The organism is Methylocella tundrae (genome assembly GCF_038024855.1).
Taxonomy (GTDB): domain Bacteria; phylum Pseudomonadota; class Alphaproteobacteria; order Rhizobiales; family Beijerinckiaceae; genus Methylocapsa; species Methylocapsa tundrae.
The window spans coordinates 2,285,412-2,300,910 of record NZ_CP139089.1 but is presented as its reverse complement, the minus strand read 5'-3'; the positions used below and the strand labels follow the sequence as shown (position 1 = coordinate 2,300,910).

The following is a 15,499-nucleotide window of genomic DNA, read 5'->3' as shown; positions in this document are numbered from 1 at the left end:
GGTCCGCTCCTCACCAGTTGCGGAATTTCGACGGCGGCCGGTAGAGACCGCCCGACCAGCGCACAAGGTCCTTGATTGATCGCGCCGCGAGCAGGCTGCGGTCGGCGTCGAGCACGTCGACGCCAAGATCTTCCGGGCGCTGAATGACGCCGCGTTCGCGCAGGCGCCGCACCATTTTGGCGTCGCGCCCGCGGCCGACTTCTGTATAACCCGCGACGCCCCGCACGGCCTGTTCGCGCTCATCCCTGTCGCGGCAGAGGAGGAGATTGGCGATTCCTTCCTCGGTCACAATATGGGTCACATCGTCGGCGTAGATCATCACCGGCGCCAGATCGAGATGCAGTTTTTCGGCGAGCGCGATGGCGTCGAGCTTTTCAACGAATGTCGGCGCATTGCCCTCGCCAAAGGTCTCACCGATCTGGACGACGAGTTTCCGGCCCCGACGCAGAGCGGGGCTGCCGTCGGGGTCCGCCTCCTTGCCAGCCTGTAGCCAGGGCTGGCTTGGATGGCGCCGTCCGCGTGCGTCGGAACCCATGTTCGGCGCGCCGCCAAAGCCGGCGATGCGCGAAGTCGTGACCGTCGAGCTGTTGCCGTTGAGGTCGATCTGCAGGGTCGAGCCGATGAACATGTCGCATGCGTAAAGCCCGGCGGTCTGGCAGAAGGCGCGGTTGGAGCGCAGCGATCCATCGGGCCCGGTGAAATAAATGTCGGAGCGCGCCTCGATATAATCATCCATGCCGACCTCGGAGCCGAAGCAATGGATCTGCTCGACGAAGCCGGATTCGATCGCCGGAATCAATGTCGGATGCGGGTTCAGCGCCCAGCGCGTCGCAATTTTGCCTTTGAGGCCAAGACGCTCGGCGAAGGTCGGCAGCAACAGTTCGATCGCCGCCGTGTTGAAGCCAATGCCATGGTTCAGCCGCTTCACGCCATAGGGGGCGTAAATGCCTTTTATCGCCAGCATCGCGGTGAGGATCTGCGTTTCGGTGATGGCGCCGGGATCGCGCGTAAACAGCGGCTCAACATAAAAGGGTTTACGCGCCTCGATGACGAAATCAACGCGGTCGCCCGGGATGTCGACGCGCGGCACCTTGTCGACGATAGCGTTCACTTGCGCGATGACGACGCCGCTCTTGAAGGCCGTCGCCTCGACGACGGTCGGAGTGTCCTCCGTATTGGGTCCGGTGTAGAGATTGCCGTTGCGGTCCGCGCTGACCGCCGCGATCAGCGCGACATTGGGGGTCAGATCAATGAAGTAGCGTGCGAACAGCTCGAGGTAGGTATGGACGGCGCCAAGCTCGATCTGGCCGCCGAACAGCATTTTCGCGATGCGCGCCGCCTGCGGGCCGGAATAAGCGTAATCGAGCCGCCTGGCGACGCCGGTTTCAAAGACGTCGAGGTGCTCGGGCAGCACGACGCCCGACTGCACCATATGGAGATCGTGGATCTTGGCCGGGTCGACGTCCGCGAGCGCCCTTGCGAGCAGATCCGCCTGTTTCTGATTGTCGCCTTCGAGGCAGACGCGATCGAAGGGTTTTATCACCGCTTCGAGAAGGGAAACGGCCTTGTCCACGCCGACGATCTTGCCCGCCGCCAGCGATGCCCCCGCTGTGATCCGCTGCGCCCGCGCCGCCCGCTCCGCGCCCCATTGGCTCATGCTTCGCCCCTCGACATTCATTGGTTGGCGCGGGCTTCGGGCGACGGCCAATGTGCCGGCGCCCTCGGCCGCCGCGTCAGGCGCCGCGCCTGCTCGTGTTGTATACAAAAATATGAGAAAATCAATACGCCGTATACACAAAGTCCGTAAAAAGCCGACAGCTCCGCTTACGTATTCCCAGCTGCTCCAAGCGCGAGCTTAATCTTATCCAGCTCGGTCAAACTTATCGATGAGTGGCATAAAGCACCGTGTAATCAATAAATTGGAGACATAGAATAGCTCGCCCGGCTGTCGCATGGATCAAATCAAAAGGATTTGCTGGCTTGCGAAGTTACAGTTCGCCCGCGCGCCTGGATCTTTTTCGCGCTGGTTGCGTATACAAGATTGCGTTTTTAGGATGATCACGTATACTTCTGTCGCCGCCAGCAAGAGCGGCGCTTTTGCAGGAGGAAACGCGGAATGAGCCCTAGCCGTCTCATCATTGGCGCGTCGCGCCGTGACTTTGCCAGGAGCGCGGGATCATGACGATTTTCGGCGTCGCCCTTCTTTCGATCTGCACCCTCATCGGCGTCTTTCTCGGCGATGTTCTTGGTCTCCTTCTCGGCGTCAAGGCGAATGTCGGCGGCGTCGGCCTTGCGATGATGCTGCTGATCGCGGCGCGCGTCTGGCTGCAGAAGTCAGGCGCCCTCTCCCACGGCGTCAAGCTGGGCGTCGAGTTCTGGGGCACGATGTATATCCCCATCGTCGTCGCAATGGCGTCTCAGCAAAATGTCGTAGCGGCGCTTCGCGGCGGCCCGCTGGTGCTTGTGACGGCGATCGGGACCGTCATCGCCTGTTTCGGCGCGACGGCGCTCATCGGGCGGATCGGCAGAGAGCGGCCCTCGGACGTCCATGATGAAGCCGAGGTCGAACGTGGCGGGGAGATTATTTCCGGCGATCTCGTTCCCGATGCACCGAGCAAAAAGGCCTGATGCTCATGATGCATATGATCCAGCACATCTTCATCGAGCAAAGCCTCGTCGCCGCCTTCGCCTTCGTCGGCGTCGTCATGTGGGTTTCGCTCATTATTTCAAAACGGCTGACCATGGGGCGCATCCACGGCTCGGCCATCGCGATCGTCATGGGCCTTGGCCTTGCCTATGTCGGCGGCCTTGTCACCGGCGGCCAGAAAGGGATCGCCGACATTCCCGTCTTTGCCGGAATCGGCCTTCTCGGCGGCGCCATGCTGCGCGATTTCGCGATCGTCGCGACGGCCTTCGAGGTCGATGTCGTTGAGGCGCGCAAAGCGGGAATGCTCGGCGTTTTCGCTCTCGTGATCGGCACCGTGCTTCCCTTCATCATCGGCGCCGCGGCCGCGGTGGCCTTCGGCTATTCGGACGCCGTGAGCATCACGACGATCGGCGCCGGCGCGATCACCTATATCGTCGGCCCCGTCACCGGAGCGGCGCTCGGCGCGAGTTCGACCGTCATCGCGCTTGCGATCGCAACAGGCGTGCTGAAAGCCGTGCTCATCATGGTGACGACGCCGATGCTCGCGCGCTTCGTCGGCCTCGACAATCCGCGCTCCGCGATGGCTTTCGGCGGCTTGATGGGAACGGTGAGCGGCGTCGCCGGCGGCCTCGCCGCGACAGATCCGAAACTGGTGCCCTATGGCGCTTTGACGGCGACATTTCATACAGGCATCGGTTGCCTTGTCGGACCGTCCATTCTCTATCTGGCGGTCCGCGCGATAACAGGATGACTATGGCCAGGATCACGCAAAGCAGCAACGACAAGATTGAGTCGTCGCCACTCTCGGCAAAACGCGACCGCGAGGACCCAGGCCTGCTGTCGGATCAGATCCGCAACGCTCTTACCGATGAAATCGCGTCGGGCAAGCTCCCCGCCGGCGCGGCGCTCGACGAGCAGGATCTCGCCAATCGCTTCGGGGCCTCGCGCACGCCGGTGCGAGAGGCGCTTCGCCAATTATCGGTCAGCGGCCTAGTCGAGATAAGGCCGAGGCGAGGGGTCGTCGTCACGCGCCTGACGCCGGAGCAGATCATGGATATGTTCGAGACGACGGCGGAAGTTGAGGCGATGTGCGTGAGGCTCGCCACCTATCGCATGACGCCGCTCGAACGCAGCCATTTGCTCGATCTGCACGAGGCTTCGCGCAGTCTGGTCGAAAAGGGCGACATCGACGGCTATGACGCCTTCAACAGCCGTTTCCACGAGGCGATCTATCTCGCAACCCACAACAGTTTCATGGCCGAGCAGGCGCTCGCGATCCGCGCGCGGCTCAAATCATTCCGCCGCACGCAATTGCGCCAGGCCGACCGCATCCATCGCTCGCGGGACGAACATGAGGGCATCATGGTCGCCATCGCGCAAGGCGATGGCGAGGAGGCCTCGCGGCGGATGCGGGCGCATATGCTGAACGCTGCGAGCGCTATTGGCAGCTATATCGCGGCGCATTCGATCGCGGATTGAGGCTTCGCCGACGCGTGATAATGCCGAATTCCACACTTCGGAAGTGAAGTTGTCATATCGGAGTTATATGCAACCGCCTCATGTTGAACTGACGCGCTCAGGCCGTACTGGGCGGGCGTCTTTTTTTAACGGGGGGCTAAATGATCAGGTTGCTTCGGTTGGCGTTTGCGTCGCTGGCTTTCGCCGCGGCCTTGGCGATGCCCGGGATCGCGTCGTCGCGGGATTGGGATTGGCATGGTCCTGGCGGCTCTCACCGAATCGAACATGTGTTCGTCATAACGTTGGAGAACGAGGGCTATGACGTCACCTTCGGCGCCGCCTCGAAGGCGCCCTATCTGTCGCAGACCCTGAAGGCGAAAGGCGCGTTGCTGACGCAATATTTCGGCACGGGGCATTTTAGCCTTGATAACTATATCGCCATGATCAGCGGTCAGGCGGCGACCAACGAGACACGCGCTGACTGCCAGACCTACGCCGATTTCCAGCTAAGCGGCATGACGGCGGACGGCCAGGCGATCGGCATCGGCTGCGTTTACCCAAGAACGATCAAAACCCTGCCGGATCAGATGAGAGCGGCCGGCAAGACGTGGCGCGCCTATATGGAGGATATGGGCGCCGATCCCAGCCGGGAAGCGTCAACCTGCGGTCATCCCGTTCTCAACGCGGCTGACAACACACAGAACGCCGAAGCGCCGAACGCCAAAGCGCCTCGAGGCGATCAATACGCGAGCCGGCATAATCCTTTCGTTTATTTCCATTCCATCATCGACTCCGCCGATTGCGAGGCCAATGTCGTCAATCTCGATCGCCTGTCTCACGACATCGCATTTGAGGCGACGACGCCCAATTTTGTTTTCATCACGCCCAATCTTTGCAATGACGGGCATGACGCGCCTTGCGTCAACGGTCAGCCTGGCGGCCTCGTTTCGGCGGATCAATTTCTGCAAAAGTGGGTTCCAATCATCATGTCGTCGCCTGCCTATCAGCGCGGCGGCCTTTTGGTCATCAATTTTGACGAAGGCGGAATTGGGAGCGTCGCCAAAAATGCGTCCGGCGGCTATGTTATCAGCACCCCGGGAGAGAGCTGCTGTAGCGAACAGCCGGGACCCAATCTCGGATCGTTTCCGCAAACCATCAAGATCGGCTCGTATTCGCTCACCAATCAGGGGTTTGGCGGCGATAGGTCGGGCGCCCTGTTGCTTTCGCCTTTCATCAAGCCGGGCTCCGTCTCCAACACGCCCTTTAACCACTATTCTCTGCTGAAGACCGTGGAGGATATATTCGGCCTCGATTACCTCGGTTACGCGGCCCAGCCTGGCCTTGTCGGCTTCTTTGGTTGCGTCTCTTCGGACATCACCGTGAACACTGAAGATCAGTTCTCTACTTGCAGGCAGCGCCGATAATTCGGCTTTTGCGGGCGGGTTCTGGCGGGCGAGCGTCAGGCTCGCCCGTTTTTCCTGTATGAACGAATCGTTCGGGACGCTGAAATCCAACAGGGGCATCCAACAGGGATATGGCCGCTATGAGGTTAGCGGCGTCCCGTTCGCACAACACAGGGCCCGGGGCGGGGCGCCGCCGCGGCCTGCCTCAGGCCGGCACCGCGTCCGCGTCAGACGAGAGCCGCGTCGAGCGTGATTTCCGCTTTCAGAAGTTTGGAAACCGGGCAGCCTTGTTTGGCCTTGTTGGCGAGTTCGAGGAAAGTCGCCTGATCGGCCCCCGGCACTTGCGCGCGCAAGGTGAGGTGGACCTTGGTGATGGTGAAACCGTCGCCCTCTTTCTCGAGCGTCACTTCCGCTGTCGTGTCCATCTGTTCGGCAGTGAGCTTGGCCTCGCCGAGAATAAGCGAGAGCGCCATGGTGAAGCAGCCGGCGTGCGCGGCGCCGATGAGTTCCTCCGGATTGGTGCCGGGCTGACCCTCGAAGCGGCTGGCGAAGCCGTAAGGATAGGCTTTCAATGCGCCGCTTTCGGTCGAGATGGAGCCTTTGCCGTCCTTTATGCCGCCCTGCCAGGCGGCCGATCCGGTTTTTTTCATGGATGTTCTCCTTGCGCTCGTTCGGCGCGCATCCTGCCCGCCGCACCGAGCGATGACCTAAAACCGGCGGCGTGACAAGAGGGTTCCAAGCTGCAAGCAACAGCGCGGCTCAGCCGGTCAGCCAAAACGGTAGCCGGAAATAGCGGCGCCGAAAACATGGTCGCTATAGTCCCTGACGCCCTGATCGGCCCCGGCGGCGCCCGCCGCGACCATCAGCGGGATCAGATGATCCTCATAAGGCTGGCTGATGCGTGCGCCGGGCGCCTGATCCCACGCGGCCAAAGCGGCGTCGCGGGCGGCGGGGTCAGGGTTCGTCACGGCTTTGGTCAGCCATGCGTCGAATGTTTCGGCGACGGCGAGCACGCGGCGGTCGGCGCCATAGAAATTTTGCAGATTGTGGAAGCTGAGGCCGCTCCCGATAATCAGCACGCCCTCGTCGCGCAAGGGCGCCAGAGCGCGGCCGATGGCGATATGGCGCGCGGGATCAAGCGGATGGACCATGGAGAGCTGAACCACCGGAATATCGGCGTCTGGATATAACAGCAGCAGCGGGATGAAGACGCCATGATCGAAGCCGCGCGACAAATCCTCGCCGCTGTCGATCCCGGCGGCTTTCAGGCGAGCGACGACCTCGGCGGCAAGTTCTGGATCGCCGGGCGCGGCGTAACGCAATTCGTAGGTGTGCGGCGGAAAGCCAAAATAATCATAGATCAGCGGCGGATTGGCGGCCGCCGTAACGGTCGGACGGTTTTCCTGCCAATGGCCGGAAATAATCAGGATCGCGCGCGGGCGCTGGCCGACGGCGGCCGGGATGCCGCGCAGGTAAGCCTCCATGGCTTTCCATGCGTTCGGGGCTTTGGCTGGCGGGTCCATGAAGAAACACGGGCCGCCGCCATGCGGGATAAACCAGACGGGCAGGCGGTTTGTTGCAGTCATGGAGCCAGCTTTCTTTTTTCACTTTTTTGGCGGCCAAACAATTCGGCCATGATAGCGGCCTGAGCCCGATCGGCTCAAGTCCATTGTCCTGTTTGCGACACGCCCTTGCGCGAACGCCTCTGATCCAATGCGGCAAGAACCTTGCTTATGGGCCGCGCGGGCGCGCCGGCAAGGCGGAGTCGCAAGACAATTGACGGGGATGTTACATGCCAGCAGATTCGGGTTTCTTCGTGGATTGGGACGGAAATACGCGCAGCACCTCGGATCCAGGGGGCGGCTATCTCTGCGAGATCGACGTTCCAGCCCGCTATGTCGCCGTCACGACCAGGAGCGGCGCGCTGGTGCATGAGGGCACGCTCTACAAGACCCTGGCCGATGTCGAGAAGGCCGGACTGAAGACGCGGTTCGTGCCCGGATCGCATCCCTGGGGCCGTCCTGAAGACGGTTTTTGATCCGAACGTGCAGCGTCGCGCCGCCGGCAAAGCAGACTCGCGGCGGCGCGGGCGGTCGAGAGGATTGCGGACCGCTTACTCCTGCCGCTCGAACCCCGCGCTGATAATGAGATCGACCTCGTCGCCGATGAGCGGCAGATAGGTCTTCACGCCGAAATCGCTGCGCTTGATCGAGCCCGTCGCATTGAAGCCGGCGGTATATTTCTTGTTCAGCGGGTTGACCCCGGCGTCGTTGAATGTGACGGCGAGCGTGACGGGCTTGGTGACGCCGTGAAAGGTCAGATCGCCGGTGAGCTTGCCGGTTCCCTTGCCGGTCTCGACGACTTTGACCGACTTGAACGTAATGTCGGGAAATTTCGCCGCGTCGAACCATTGGTCGCCCTTCAGCTCGCCGTCGAGCTTGGCGTTGCTGGTCGAGACCGTGTTGGTTGGAATGTGGATCTCGACGGCGCTTTTTGCCGGCGCTTTCGGGTCGAGGTCCAGCGTGCCGGTGACATTGGTGAATTCGCCGTACCAGGTCGTAAAGCCCATATGCGAAACGCTGAACAGAACGCGGGTATGAATAGGATCGACCGCATAGGCGCCGGGCTGGACGGCGGCGGGATTGGTCTTGCGCGCGGACGTGGCGGGCGGCTCGGCCTTGACGCTCGACCCGGCGAGGGGCGACGTCAGAAGGGCCGCGCCGAGGAGGACTGGAAAGAGTTTTTGCAACATGGCTTTGGCTCGCTCTCCGTGGGGCTGAATGCGCCCCAGATCGGCGTGACATAGCCGCATCTTTGTGCCAAAAAAACTGATAAAGAATTGATAAGCTCTATCCGAAAGTTCGATAATGTCCGTCTCGGCCCCGTCGTTCGACCAGTTGCGCGTCTTGCTGGCGGTTGTCGAGGAAGGCAGCTTTTCCGGCGCCGCGCGGCGGCTGAACCGGGCGCAATCGGCGATCACCTACGCCGTCCAGCGACTGGAGGAGCAACTCGGCGTCGTCCTTTTCGACCGCGCGGGCTACCGTCCGATCCTGACGGAAGCCGGGCAAACGCTGCTGCCGCGCGCGCGGCTCATCGCGGACGAGATGCAGGCTCTTTGCAATCATGCAGAGGGGGTCAACGCGGGCATTGAGCCTGAACTGCGGCTTGTTGTCGACGCAATGTTCCCGATGTGCGCCCTTGTCGAGGCGCTGCGCGATTTCAGCGGGCGCTTTCCTTCGGCCCCGCCGCGCATTTTCGTCGAGACTTTGGGCTCTGCAACCGAACTGGTGCTGAACGAGACCTGCGCCATTGGGCTGCTCTTGGGCTTCAACAGCGATTTTGAATCGCTGCAACGGCAGAAGCTCATGGAAATCGCCATGATTCCCGTCGCCGCGCCAGATCATCCGCTCGGGCTCATGGGCCGCGCCGTCGGCAAGGAAGAGCTTCGCCAGCATGTGCAGCTCGTCCTTTCGGACCGCTCGGGGCTCTCGGGCAGCCGAGATTATGGCGTGTTCTCGCCGAAGACATGGCGGCTCGCCGATCTTGGCGCGAAGCACGCCATGCTGAAGGCCGGGCTTGGCTGGGGGAGCCTGCCGGCTCACCTTGTCGAAGAGGATCTGGCGGCGGGCCAATTGCGCCGGATCGAGATTCTGGCGGAGGACGGCGCAGTCGAGACTGTGACGCTGCCGCTCTGCTCCGCCTATCGCCGCGATCGGCCGCCGGGTCCAGCCGGGCGATGGCTGCTCAATCATCTCGCCGGGTTGACGGAAATCCGGAAGATCGCCGGATGAGCGTCCTCAAAGGACGCTCTTGGCCTCGACGTCCGGTCCGCGCACGCTTTCCCTCGGAGACGCCGCGAAGCGGCCTTCCTCGGCCTTGTAGAAATATTGGCTCGCCACCAGCCAGCCTTTGAGCGGTCGGAGCGGCAAAATGCAGGAGATCAGCAGCACGGGCAGGCTGGTCACGAGATGAACCCAGAGCGGCGGCGCATAGGCGTAGTCGAGCCAGACGGCGAAGAAAACCGCGGGGACGCAGAAGAAGCAGATGACGAAGAAGGCCGGGCCATCGGCCGGGTCCGCGAACGAATAATCGAGATGGCAGATCTCGCACTCTCGTCGCAGCTTCAGAAAACCCTGGAAGAGATGCCCCTTGCCGCAGCGCGGACACCGCCCTCTGACGCCCGTGCGGATCGGGCTGAGCGGCGGCCACTCCTCGTTCGTCTTGGATTCATCAATCATCGGCCTGTTCCAATCCCGGCAAATTGTATGCAATCAATTTGCGCGCCCGTAGCTCGCCCGACGCCAAACCCGCCCCGCCGGAGTCCGGAAACATTCCACAAGGGCAGAATTGCTCTCAGATTGTATGTGGACAGGCGCTCCGCCTTGTCAAGCGCAGCCGTGGGTCGGCCCGGCGGCGCGAATGTCGCAGTGCGCCGCTCGCCCAGGTGATCGCCTGGAGATGGGCGCTGGATCGCTGGCCGCGGCTAAACCACCGTCGAGGACATCGCTGGCGATTGCGCGAGAAGATCAGCGACGATCTCGAGGCTTTGCGCAAGCTCCTGCCGCGTCGCCGCCGCGCCGAGGCCAAGCCGCACCGCTTCCGGCGGCGCCGACAGCGCAAAGGCGTCGCTGGCGACGACGCTGACGCCGGCCGTGCGCAGCAAGCTGACGAATTCGCCGCGCGTCCAGGGCGCCGGCAGCCTGAGCCAGAGATGAAACGCTTCTTTATTGGCGCCGCGCGCCGCGATTGGGAGCTTCTCTGCGACGATCGCCTGCCGCGCCGCGGTCTCCTTACGGATGGCGGCGAGCGCGGCCTCGGCGACGCCGTCGTCGATCCAGCGTGTCGCGATCGCGGCGGTCAGCGGCGAGGCCATCCCCATTGTGGCGCGGATGGCGCCGGCGAGACGGGCGGCCATCCTGGCGTCCGGGGCGACGAGATAGGCGATGCGCAGCGCCGGCGACAGGCATTTGCCGAGGCCCGCGATATGATAGACGAGATCGGGCGCCAGAGCTGCGAGCGGCGGCGGCGCCTTCCTTGGCAGCAGGCCGTATGCGTCGTCCTCGATGATCGGAACCTTATGGCGCAGCGCCAGCGCGGCGAGCGCCTCGCGCCGCCCGAGCGACATGGTGGCGGTGGTCGGATTATGCAGGGTCGGCGTGCAATAGAGGGCTTTGGGCCGCTCCTTGCGGCAGATTGCGTCGAAGGCCTCCGGCACGACGCCTTCCGCGTCGATTGCGACCTCAGTAAGCTTGATGCGCAAATGCGCCGCCAGCGCGCGAAAGCCGGGATAGGTCAGCGCCTCGGCGCAGATGGTTTCTCCGGGCGCGGCGATGAGGCTCAAGATGGCGAGCAGGGCGCCTTGCGCGCCGGGAGCGACCAGCACGCGCTCGCTCAAAAGCCCCGGCAGGCGCCCCGAGAGCCAATGCGCGCCGGCCGCGCGGTCGGCGCTCGCGCCGCCCGGCTCCTGGTAGCGCATCAGGAGACCAAGGCCGTGGCTCGCTTCGAGTTTGGCCATGGCTTCCCACATCCGCGAGGACAAAGCTGGATCGTCAAAGCGCGGCGGCAGATTCATGCTCATGTCGATGAGGCCGCTCGCGGGACCCCCCTGAGGCGCCGCCCGCTTCTGGCGGACATAGGTGCCTTGCCCGACTCTGCCCTCGATGAGGCCGCGCCGGCGCGCCTCGGCATAGGCGCGGCTGACCGTCGTGAAGTCGATCCCCAGCGAATCGGCGAGCGTCCTCTGCGGCGGCAGGCGGACGCCGCCTGCAAGCGCGCCCGAAGCAATGTCGGCGGCGATGGCGTCGGCGATGGCGAGATAGAGAGGGCCCGCCGCTTTTCTGATCGACGGCGTCCAGACGCCTGCGTCAATATCGTCCATCGCGGTTCCTTGCTGCGGTTCCCTGCGGCAAATTCTATCAATGTATGTATATTGTATGCTTATGTTGCTGCGCAAGGGTGTTTGCGACGCCAGTTCCGTGAGGGACGTTCAGAACCGCGTCGTCAAGGCGATGAGCCAAGCAGGGCTTGCCGAAAGCGCCGCCGCCTCCAATGCGCGGTCGAACCCCGTGAGAATCGCGAGGCCGGCGGCGATCAGGACGATCGCGAAGGCGGCGCGCCCGAGCCGCGCCGTCCGTCCGGCCATCCAGCGCCCGCGCGCGGCAAGCCGGCCAAAGCCGTAGCCGACGCCAAGCAGCGCGAGCGCCGCCCCCAGCGAAAACAGAAACATGGTCGCGATCGCAGCGGCGACCGAGCCGCCGCTGGCGGCGAGCGCAAAGGCCGCCCCGAGGGTCGGGCCAACGCAAGGGGCCCAGGCGAAAGCCAGCACGACTCCCGCCCCGGCGAAGCCCCAGAGGCCCGCGGATGGCAAATGTTTTGAAAGACCTTCGCCCCATTGCGACAGGGAGGAAAGCGCGCGCTCCGATCCAAGGCCGAGCGCCGGGATCAGGATGATGACGCCGGCGGCCACCATGATCGCCGCGGCGATGGCGCGCACGACGCGCGCCTCGCCAAGCCCGACGCCAAAAGACGCGATGGCGCCGCCAACGACGCCAAAGGTCAGGGCGAGCCCCAAAGCCAGCGCGATCGGACCGCGCGGATCGCGCGATCGCGCGCCGGCGATGATGATTGGCGCCAGCGGCAGCACGCAGGGGCTGAAAACGCTGAGCAATCCAGCGATGAAGGCGAGGCCGAGATTCATAGTGTCAACGGCTGCCTGCGCGCGCGCGATTCTTTGCCTCCGCTGTGCTGCACGGCGGGCCGGCTCCTTGCATGATGGGCGATCGCAGTCTGACGCGAAAAATCAGCCGCGCCGACGGCGTCTTTTGCGCATCATAGCCGGTTTTGCAAAGGAAGTGGGGCGCAGGCCGTCGATTGAGGTCAGATCCTCGCGGCGGTGAGGCTCGCCGACCCCCAGGTCGTGCGCCAGCGCGTTTTCACCGACGTCAGGCCGACGAGAGCCAGCACAGCAAGCGCGGCGAAGACCATGAGGCCGAGCTGATAGCTGCCGGTCAACTGCTTTGAAAAGCCAAGGCTCGAGGCGAGGAAAAAGCCGCCGACGCCGCCGGTCATGCCGATAAGGCCCGTCATCACCCCCATTTCGGCCCTGAATCGCTGAGGCACGAGCTGAAAAACGGCGCCATTGCCCATGCCGAGCGCCAGCATCCCGATGATGAAGATCGCCAGCGCCATGCCCGCCTGGGGCAGATGGAAGCTGACGATGGCGAGCACCGCCGCGGCGACGGAATACATGATGGTCAGCGTTCTGATGCCGCCGATGCGGTCGGCGAGCGCGCCGCCGATCGGGCGCACCATTGAACCGGCGAAAACCGCCGCGGCCGTGAAATAGCCAGCGCTGATCGCGCTGAGGCTATATTCTGTATTGAAGTAGATGGTCAGGGATGACGCGAGGCCGGAAAAGCCGCCGAACGTCACGGCGTAGAAGAACATGAACCACCAGCTGTCCGGGATTTTCAGCACCGCCATATATTCCTTCAAGGTTTTCGGCGGCGGCGTCGTCGGGCTGTCTTTGGCGAAGACCGCATAGACGATGAAGGCGATGATGAGCGGTATCGCGGCAAGGCCAATGACATTCATCCAGCCATAGGCGGCGGCGAGCGCCGGCGCGAAAAGCGCGGCGAAGACCGTGCCGGAATTGCCGGCGCCTGCGATGCCGAGCGCGATTCCCTGATATTGCGGCGGATACCAGCGCGAGGCGAGCGGAAGCGCGACGGCGAAGGACGCGCCGGCGAAGCCGAGCACGAGCCCGAACAGCAGGATCTGGGCGAAGCTGTCTATGCCGATCAGCCAGGCGGCGACGACGCCAAGGATCACGATCGTCTGGCCGATGAGGCCGGCGGCCTTCGGCTTCACGCGATCGACGAGCACGCCCATGACGACGCGCAGCAAGGCCCCGGCGAGAATGGGGACCGCCACCATCAAGCCTTTCTGGGCGGGATCAAGATGCAGGCTGCTGGCGATCTGAACGCCGAGCGGGCCGAGGATCACCCACACCATGAAGCTCATGTCGAAATAGAAGAAAGCAGAAAGGAGAGTCGGTAAATGGCCTGCTTTTAAGAACTCTCGCTTGATCATCGCCCCTCGCGTATCGTTATTATGGATGGCCTCCCGCCAAATCTTGGCGCATCGGACCGTTCTTGAAGAAAGCAATCGTTGTGCCGGTTGAAACAAACGGGCGCCTCCTCGCCGCCGAGCCGCGGAGCCTTCGCCATTGACCCGAGATGCGCCGCCTCCCATCGCCGATAGCGGATCTGGCCGCCTCGACGTGCAAGCCGGCCTCAAAAGCGAGCGCGGCCGTCGTGAGCGCAACGAGGATTACGCGGGCGTCTATTTCGGCACGCCGGATCAAAGGGCGCGGCTTGGCGTCGTCGCGGCGATCGCCGACGGAATCGGCGGCGCCAAGGGCGGGCGCGTCGCGGCGGAGCTCGCCGTGCGCAGCTTCATCGACGGTTATCTCAGCCAATCGGAGACGCGCGGCGTGCGGCTCGCCGGCGCAAGATGCCTCGAGGCGATCAATCGCTGGACCCATGCGATGGGACGCGCCGACGCCGGCCTGCAGGGCATGGGCTCGACCTTCACCGCTTTGATTTTACGCGGGCGCCAGGCCCATATTCTCCACGTCGGCGATTCCCGGCTCTATCGTCTGCGAGACGATCGATTGAGCCTTTTGACCAATGACCACACGCTGAGAGGGGCGGGACGCAACCACATATTGACGCGCGCGATCGGGCCGGCGGCGGGGCTCCAGATTGATTATGTGATGGAGGACGCGCGCCCGCATGACCGCTTCCTTCTGTGCAGCGACGGCGTTCACGGCGTTCTGTCCGAGCGGGCGCTGGAGGCGGAACTCGCGCGCCGCGCCGCCCCGGAGGAGACGGCGGCGCAAATCGTCGATGCGGCGATCGACGCCCGCGGCGGCGACAACGCCACAGCCCTGGTGATTGACGTATTGAGTCTTCCGGCCGCCAATCTCGCGGATTTGCAACTGGCGGCCGCCGCCATTCCGATCGCGCCGCCGCCGAACGCCGGCGCACGCGTCGATGATTATTTTTTAGGCGCCATGATCTCCGATGGCCCCTACAGCCGCGTGTTTAGCGGGATCGACGAGGCGACGCACCAGCCGGTTATTGTCAAGTTTCCGAAACCGCTGGTCGCCGCCGACGCCATTCTGCGGCAAGCTTTTCTGCGCGAAAGCTGGATCGCGACGCGCGTGCGCAGCCCCTTTGTGGCTGAGTGCGTCGAGGTTCCATCGCAGCGGCGAAGCTGCCTCTATACGGTGATGCCGCTCTACCAGGGCGAGACGCTGGAGCGCCGGCTGCTGCGCGCGCCGACGATCCGCCTCGCTTCCGGGCTCGGCATTGCGATCAAGCTCGCCAAGGCGGTGGCGGCGCTGCACCGCGCGGGCGTCATCCATCGCGATGTGAAGCCGGATAATGTCATCCTTCAGCCGGACGGCGGATTGAAGCTGGTTGATCTCGGCGTCGCCCGGCTGCCGCAACTGGAGGATGTGCCGATGGCCGCGGCGCCTGGCACGCCGAGCTTCATGGCGCCCGAATTGATCGCGGGAGCGGCGGGGGATGAGAAGTCGGATCAGTTTGCGCTGGGCGTCACAATCTTTCGGATGTTTACGGGCGCGCTGCCCTATGGCGAAATCGAGCCGTTTTCGCATCCGCGCTTCGGCCGGGCTGTGGCGCTGACGAAATTGCGCCCGGATCTCCCGGCCTGGCTCGACAGGCTTCTTGCCCGCGCCTTCGCGCTCCGGCCGGAAGACAGGTTCGACGATGTGCTGGAGCTGATCTTCGAGCTCGAACATGGCGCCGACCGCGCGCGGCCCATCGATGACGCGCCTGCGCCGCTCTATGAGCGCAACCCGCTGATCGTCTGGAAGGCAATCTCAGCGATGCTGGCGGCGGCGCTCATTGCGGCGCTCGCCCTGCATCGGCATTGACGTCGCCGGTTCCGATCAGATCAAGCT

General features: G+C 63.7%; 15 protein-coding genes. 7 read left to right on the top strand and 8 right to left on the bottom strand.

The window, feature by feature from the left end; all coding sequences use genetic code 11:
- Window positions 1-10 precede the first annotated feature (10 nt).
- Entirely contained in the window at window positions 11-1,657 is a 1,647-nt protein-coding gene (gene mdcA, locus SIN04_RS13020) for a malonate decarboxylase subunit alpha (RefSeq protein WP_134489815.1), read from the bottom strand.
- A gap of 521 nt (window positions 1,658-2,178) precedes the next feature.
- Here mdcA and madL point away from each other — a divergent pair.
- The 4 genes from madL (at window position 2,179) to SIN04_RS13000 (ending at window position 5,529) form a co-directional block, all read left to right on the top strand.
- Window positions 2,179-2,628, top strand: a complete 450-nt coding sequence (gene madL / locus SIN04_RS13015) for a malonate transporter subunit MadL (protein WP_134489813.1) — start codon at window positions 2,179-2,181, stop codon at window positions 2,626-2,628.
- Between the two features lie 5 nt (window positions 2,629-2,633).
- A complete protein-coding gene (gene madM, locus SIN04_RS13010; protein ID WP_134489811.1) occupies window positions 2,634-3,398 on the top strand; it encodes a malonate transporter subunit MadM in 765 nt (254 codons plus the stop codon).
- A gap of 2 nt (window positions 3,399-3,400) precedes the next feature.
- On the top strand, window positions 3,401-4,126 hold the full coding sequence (locus SIN04_RS13005) for a GntR family transcriptional regulator (RefSeq protein WP_134489809.1): 726 nt from the start codon (window positions 3,401-3,403) through the stop codon (window positions 4,124-4,126).
- 140 nt (window positions 4,127-4,266) lie between these two features.
- A complete protein-coding gene (locus SIN04_RS13000) occupies window positions 4,267-5,529 on the top strand; it encodes an alkaline phosphatase family protein (protein WP_341263957.1) in 1,263 nt (420 codons plus the stop codon).
- Between the two features lie 206 nt (window positions 5,530-5,735).
- On the opposite strand, the gene SIN04_RS12995 is transcribed toward SIN04_RS13000, so the two are convergent.
- Window positions 5,736-6,158 carry an OsmC family protein gene (locus tag SIN04_RS12995; protein WP_134489807.1) on the bottom strand — a complete coding sequence of 141 codons (423 nt, stop codon included), beginning with the start codon at window positions 6,156-6,158 and terminating at the stop codon, window positions 5,736-5,738.
- A gap of 117 nt (window positions 6,159-6,275) precedes the next feature.
- Window positions 6,276-7,094, bottom strand: coding sequence for a DODA-type extradiol aromatic ring-opening family dioxygenase (locus SIN04_RS12990; protein ID WP_134489805.1), 819 nt, complete (start codon window positions 7,092-7,094; stop codon window positions 6,276-6,278).
- 206 nt (window positions 7,095-7,300) lie between these two features.
- Between SIN04_RS12990 and SIN04_RS12985 the strand changes: the two genes are divergently transcribed.
- Window positions 7,301-7,546 (top strand): hypothetical protein, encoded by a 246-nt coding sequence (locus tag SIN04_RS12985; protein WP_134489803.1) that lies wholly within the window; start codon window positions 7,301-7,303, stop codon window positions 7,544-7,546.
- Window positions 7,547-7,621: 75 nt separating this feature from the next.
- On the opposite strand, the gene SIN04_RS12980 is transcribed toward SIN04_RS12985, so the two are convergent.
- Entirely contained in the window at window positions 7,622-8,260 is a 639-nt protein-coding gene (locus SIN04_RS12980) for a YceI family protein (protein ID WP_134489801.1), read from the bottom strand.
- 115 nt (window positions 8,261-8,375) lie between these two features.
- Between SIN04_RS12980 and SIN04_RS12975 the strand changes: the two genes are divergently transcribed.
- A complete protein-coding gene (locus tag SIN04_RS12975; RefSeq protein WP_134489799.1) occupies window positions 8,376-9,299 on the top strand; it encodes a LysR family transcriptional regulator in 924 nt (307 codons plus the stop codon).
- Between the two features lie 6 nt (window positions 9,300-9,305).
- Here SIN04_RS12975 and SIN04_RS12970 read toward each other — a convergent pair whose 3' ends face one another.
- From SIN04_RS12970 to SIN04_RS12955, 4 genes are all read right to left on the bottom strand, one after another.
- Window positions 9,306-9,746, bottom strand: a complete 441-nt coding sequence (locus SIN04_RS12970; RefSeq protein ID WP_134489797.1) for a DUF983 domain-containing protein — start codon at window positions 9,744-9,746, stop codon at window positions 9,306-9,308.
- A gap of 245 nt (window positions 9,747-9,991) precedes the next feature.
- Window positions 9,992-11,386 (bottom strand): PLP-dependent aminotransferase family protein, encoded by a 1,395-nt coding sequence (locus tag SIN04_RS12965; RefSeq protein ID WP_341263956.1) that lies wholly within the window; start codon window positions 11,384-11,386, stop codon window positions 9,992-9,994.
- 108 nt (window positions 11,387-11,494) lie between these two features.
- A complete protein-coding gene (locus SIN04_RS12960) occupies window positions 11,495-12,205 on the bottom strand; it encodes a cytochrome c biogenesis CcdA family protein (protein WP_134489795.1) in 711 nt (236 codons plus the stop codon).
- A gap of 179 nt (window positions 12,206-12,384) precedes the next feature.
- On the bottom strand, window positions 12,385-13,599 hold the full coding sequence (locus SIN04_RS12955; protein WP_134489793.1) for a nitrate/nitrite transporter: 1,215 nt from the start codon (window positions 13,597-13,599) through the stop codon (window positions 12,385-12,387).
- Between the two features lie 136 nt (window positions 13,600-13,735).
- Here SIN04_RS12955 and SIN04_RS12950 point away from each other — a divergent pair, with 136 nt between their 5' ends.
- Complete coding sequence (locus tag SIN04_RS12950) at window positions 13,736-15,472, top strand: bifunctional protein-serine/threonine kinase/phosphatase (RefSeq protein WP_244605798.1); 1,737 nt, start codon at window positions 13,736-13,738, stop codon at window positions 15,470-15,472.
- Window positions 15,473-15,499 lie beyond the last annotated feature (27 nt).

What these genes read in the sequence shown, in the direction of transcription:
- mdcA (WP_134489815.1), bottom strand. Translation starts at nt 1,657, where the DNA reads ATGAGCCAATGGGGCGCGGAGCGGGCGGCGCGGGCGCAGCGGATCACA.
- madL (WP_134489813.1), top strand. Translation starts at nt 2,179, where the DNA reads ATGACGATTTTCGGCGTCGCCCTTCTTTCGATCTGCACCCTCATCGGC.
- madM (WP_134489811.1), top strand. Translation starts at nt 2,634, where the DNA reads ATGATGCATATGATCCAGCACATCTTCATCGAGCAAAGCCTCGTCGCC.
- SIN04_RS13005 (WP_134489809.1), top strand. Translation starts at nt 3,401, where the DNA reads ATGGCCAGGATCACGCAAAGCAGCAACGACAAGATTGAGTCGTCGCCA.
- SIN04_RS13000 (WP_341263957.1), top strand. Translation starts at nt 4,267, where the DNA reads ATGATCAGGTTGCTTCGGTTGGCGTTTGCGTCGCTGGCTTTCGCCGCG.
- SIN04_RS12995 (WP_134489807.1), bottom strand. Translation starts at nt 6,158, where the DNA reads ATGAAAAAAACCGGATCGGCCGCCTGGCAGGGCGGCATAAAGGACGGC.
- SIN04_RS12990 (WP_134489805.1), bottom strand. Translation starts at nt 7,094, where the DNA reads ATGACTGCAACAAACCGCCTGCCCGTCTGGTTTATCCCGCATGGCGGC.
- SIN04_RS12985 (WP_134489803.1), top strand. Translation starts at nt 7,301, where the DNA reads ATGCCAGCAGATTCGGGTTTCTTCGTGGATTGGGACGGAAATACGCGC.
- SIN04_RS12980 (WP_134489801.1), bottom strand. Translation starts at nt 8,260, where the DNA reads ATGTTGCAAAAACTCTTTCCAGTCCTCCTCGGCGCGGCCCTTCTGACG.
- SIN04_RS12975 (WP_134489799.1), top strand. Translation starts at nt 8,376, where the DNA reads ATGTCCGTCTCGGCCCCGTCGTTCGACCAGTTGCGCGTCTTGCTGGCG.
- SIN04_RS12970 (WP_134489797.1), bottom strand. Translation starts at nt 9,746, where the DNA reads ATGATTGATGAATCCAAGACGAACGAGGAGTGGCCGCCGCTCAGCCCG.
- SIN04_RS12965 (WP_341263956.1), bottom strand. Translation starts at nt 11,386, where the DNA reads ATGGACGATATTGACGCAGGCGTCTGGACGCCGTCGATCAGAAAAGCG.
- SIN04_RS12960 (WP_134489795.1), bottom strand. Translation starts at nt 12,205, where the DNA reads ATGAATCTCGGCCTCGCCTTCATCGCTGGATTGCTCAGCGTTTTCAGC.
- SIN04_RS12955 (WP_134489793.1), bottom strand. Translation starts at nt 13,599, where the DNA reads ATGATCAAGCGAGAGTTCTTAAAAGCAGGCCATTTACCGACTCTCCTT.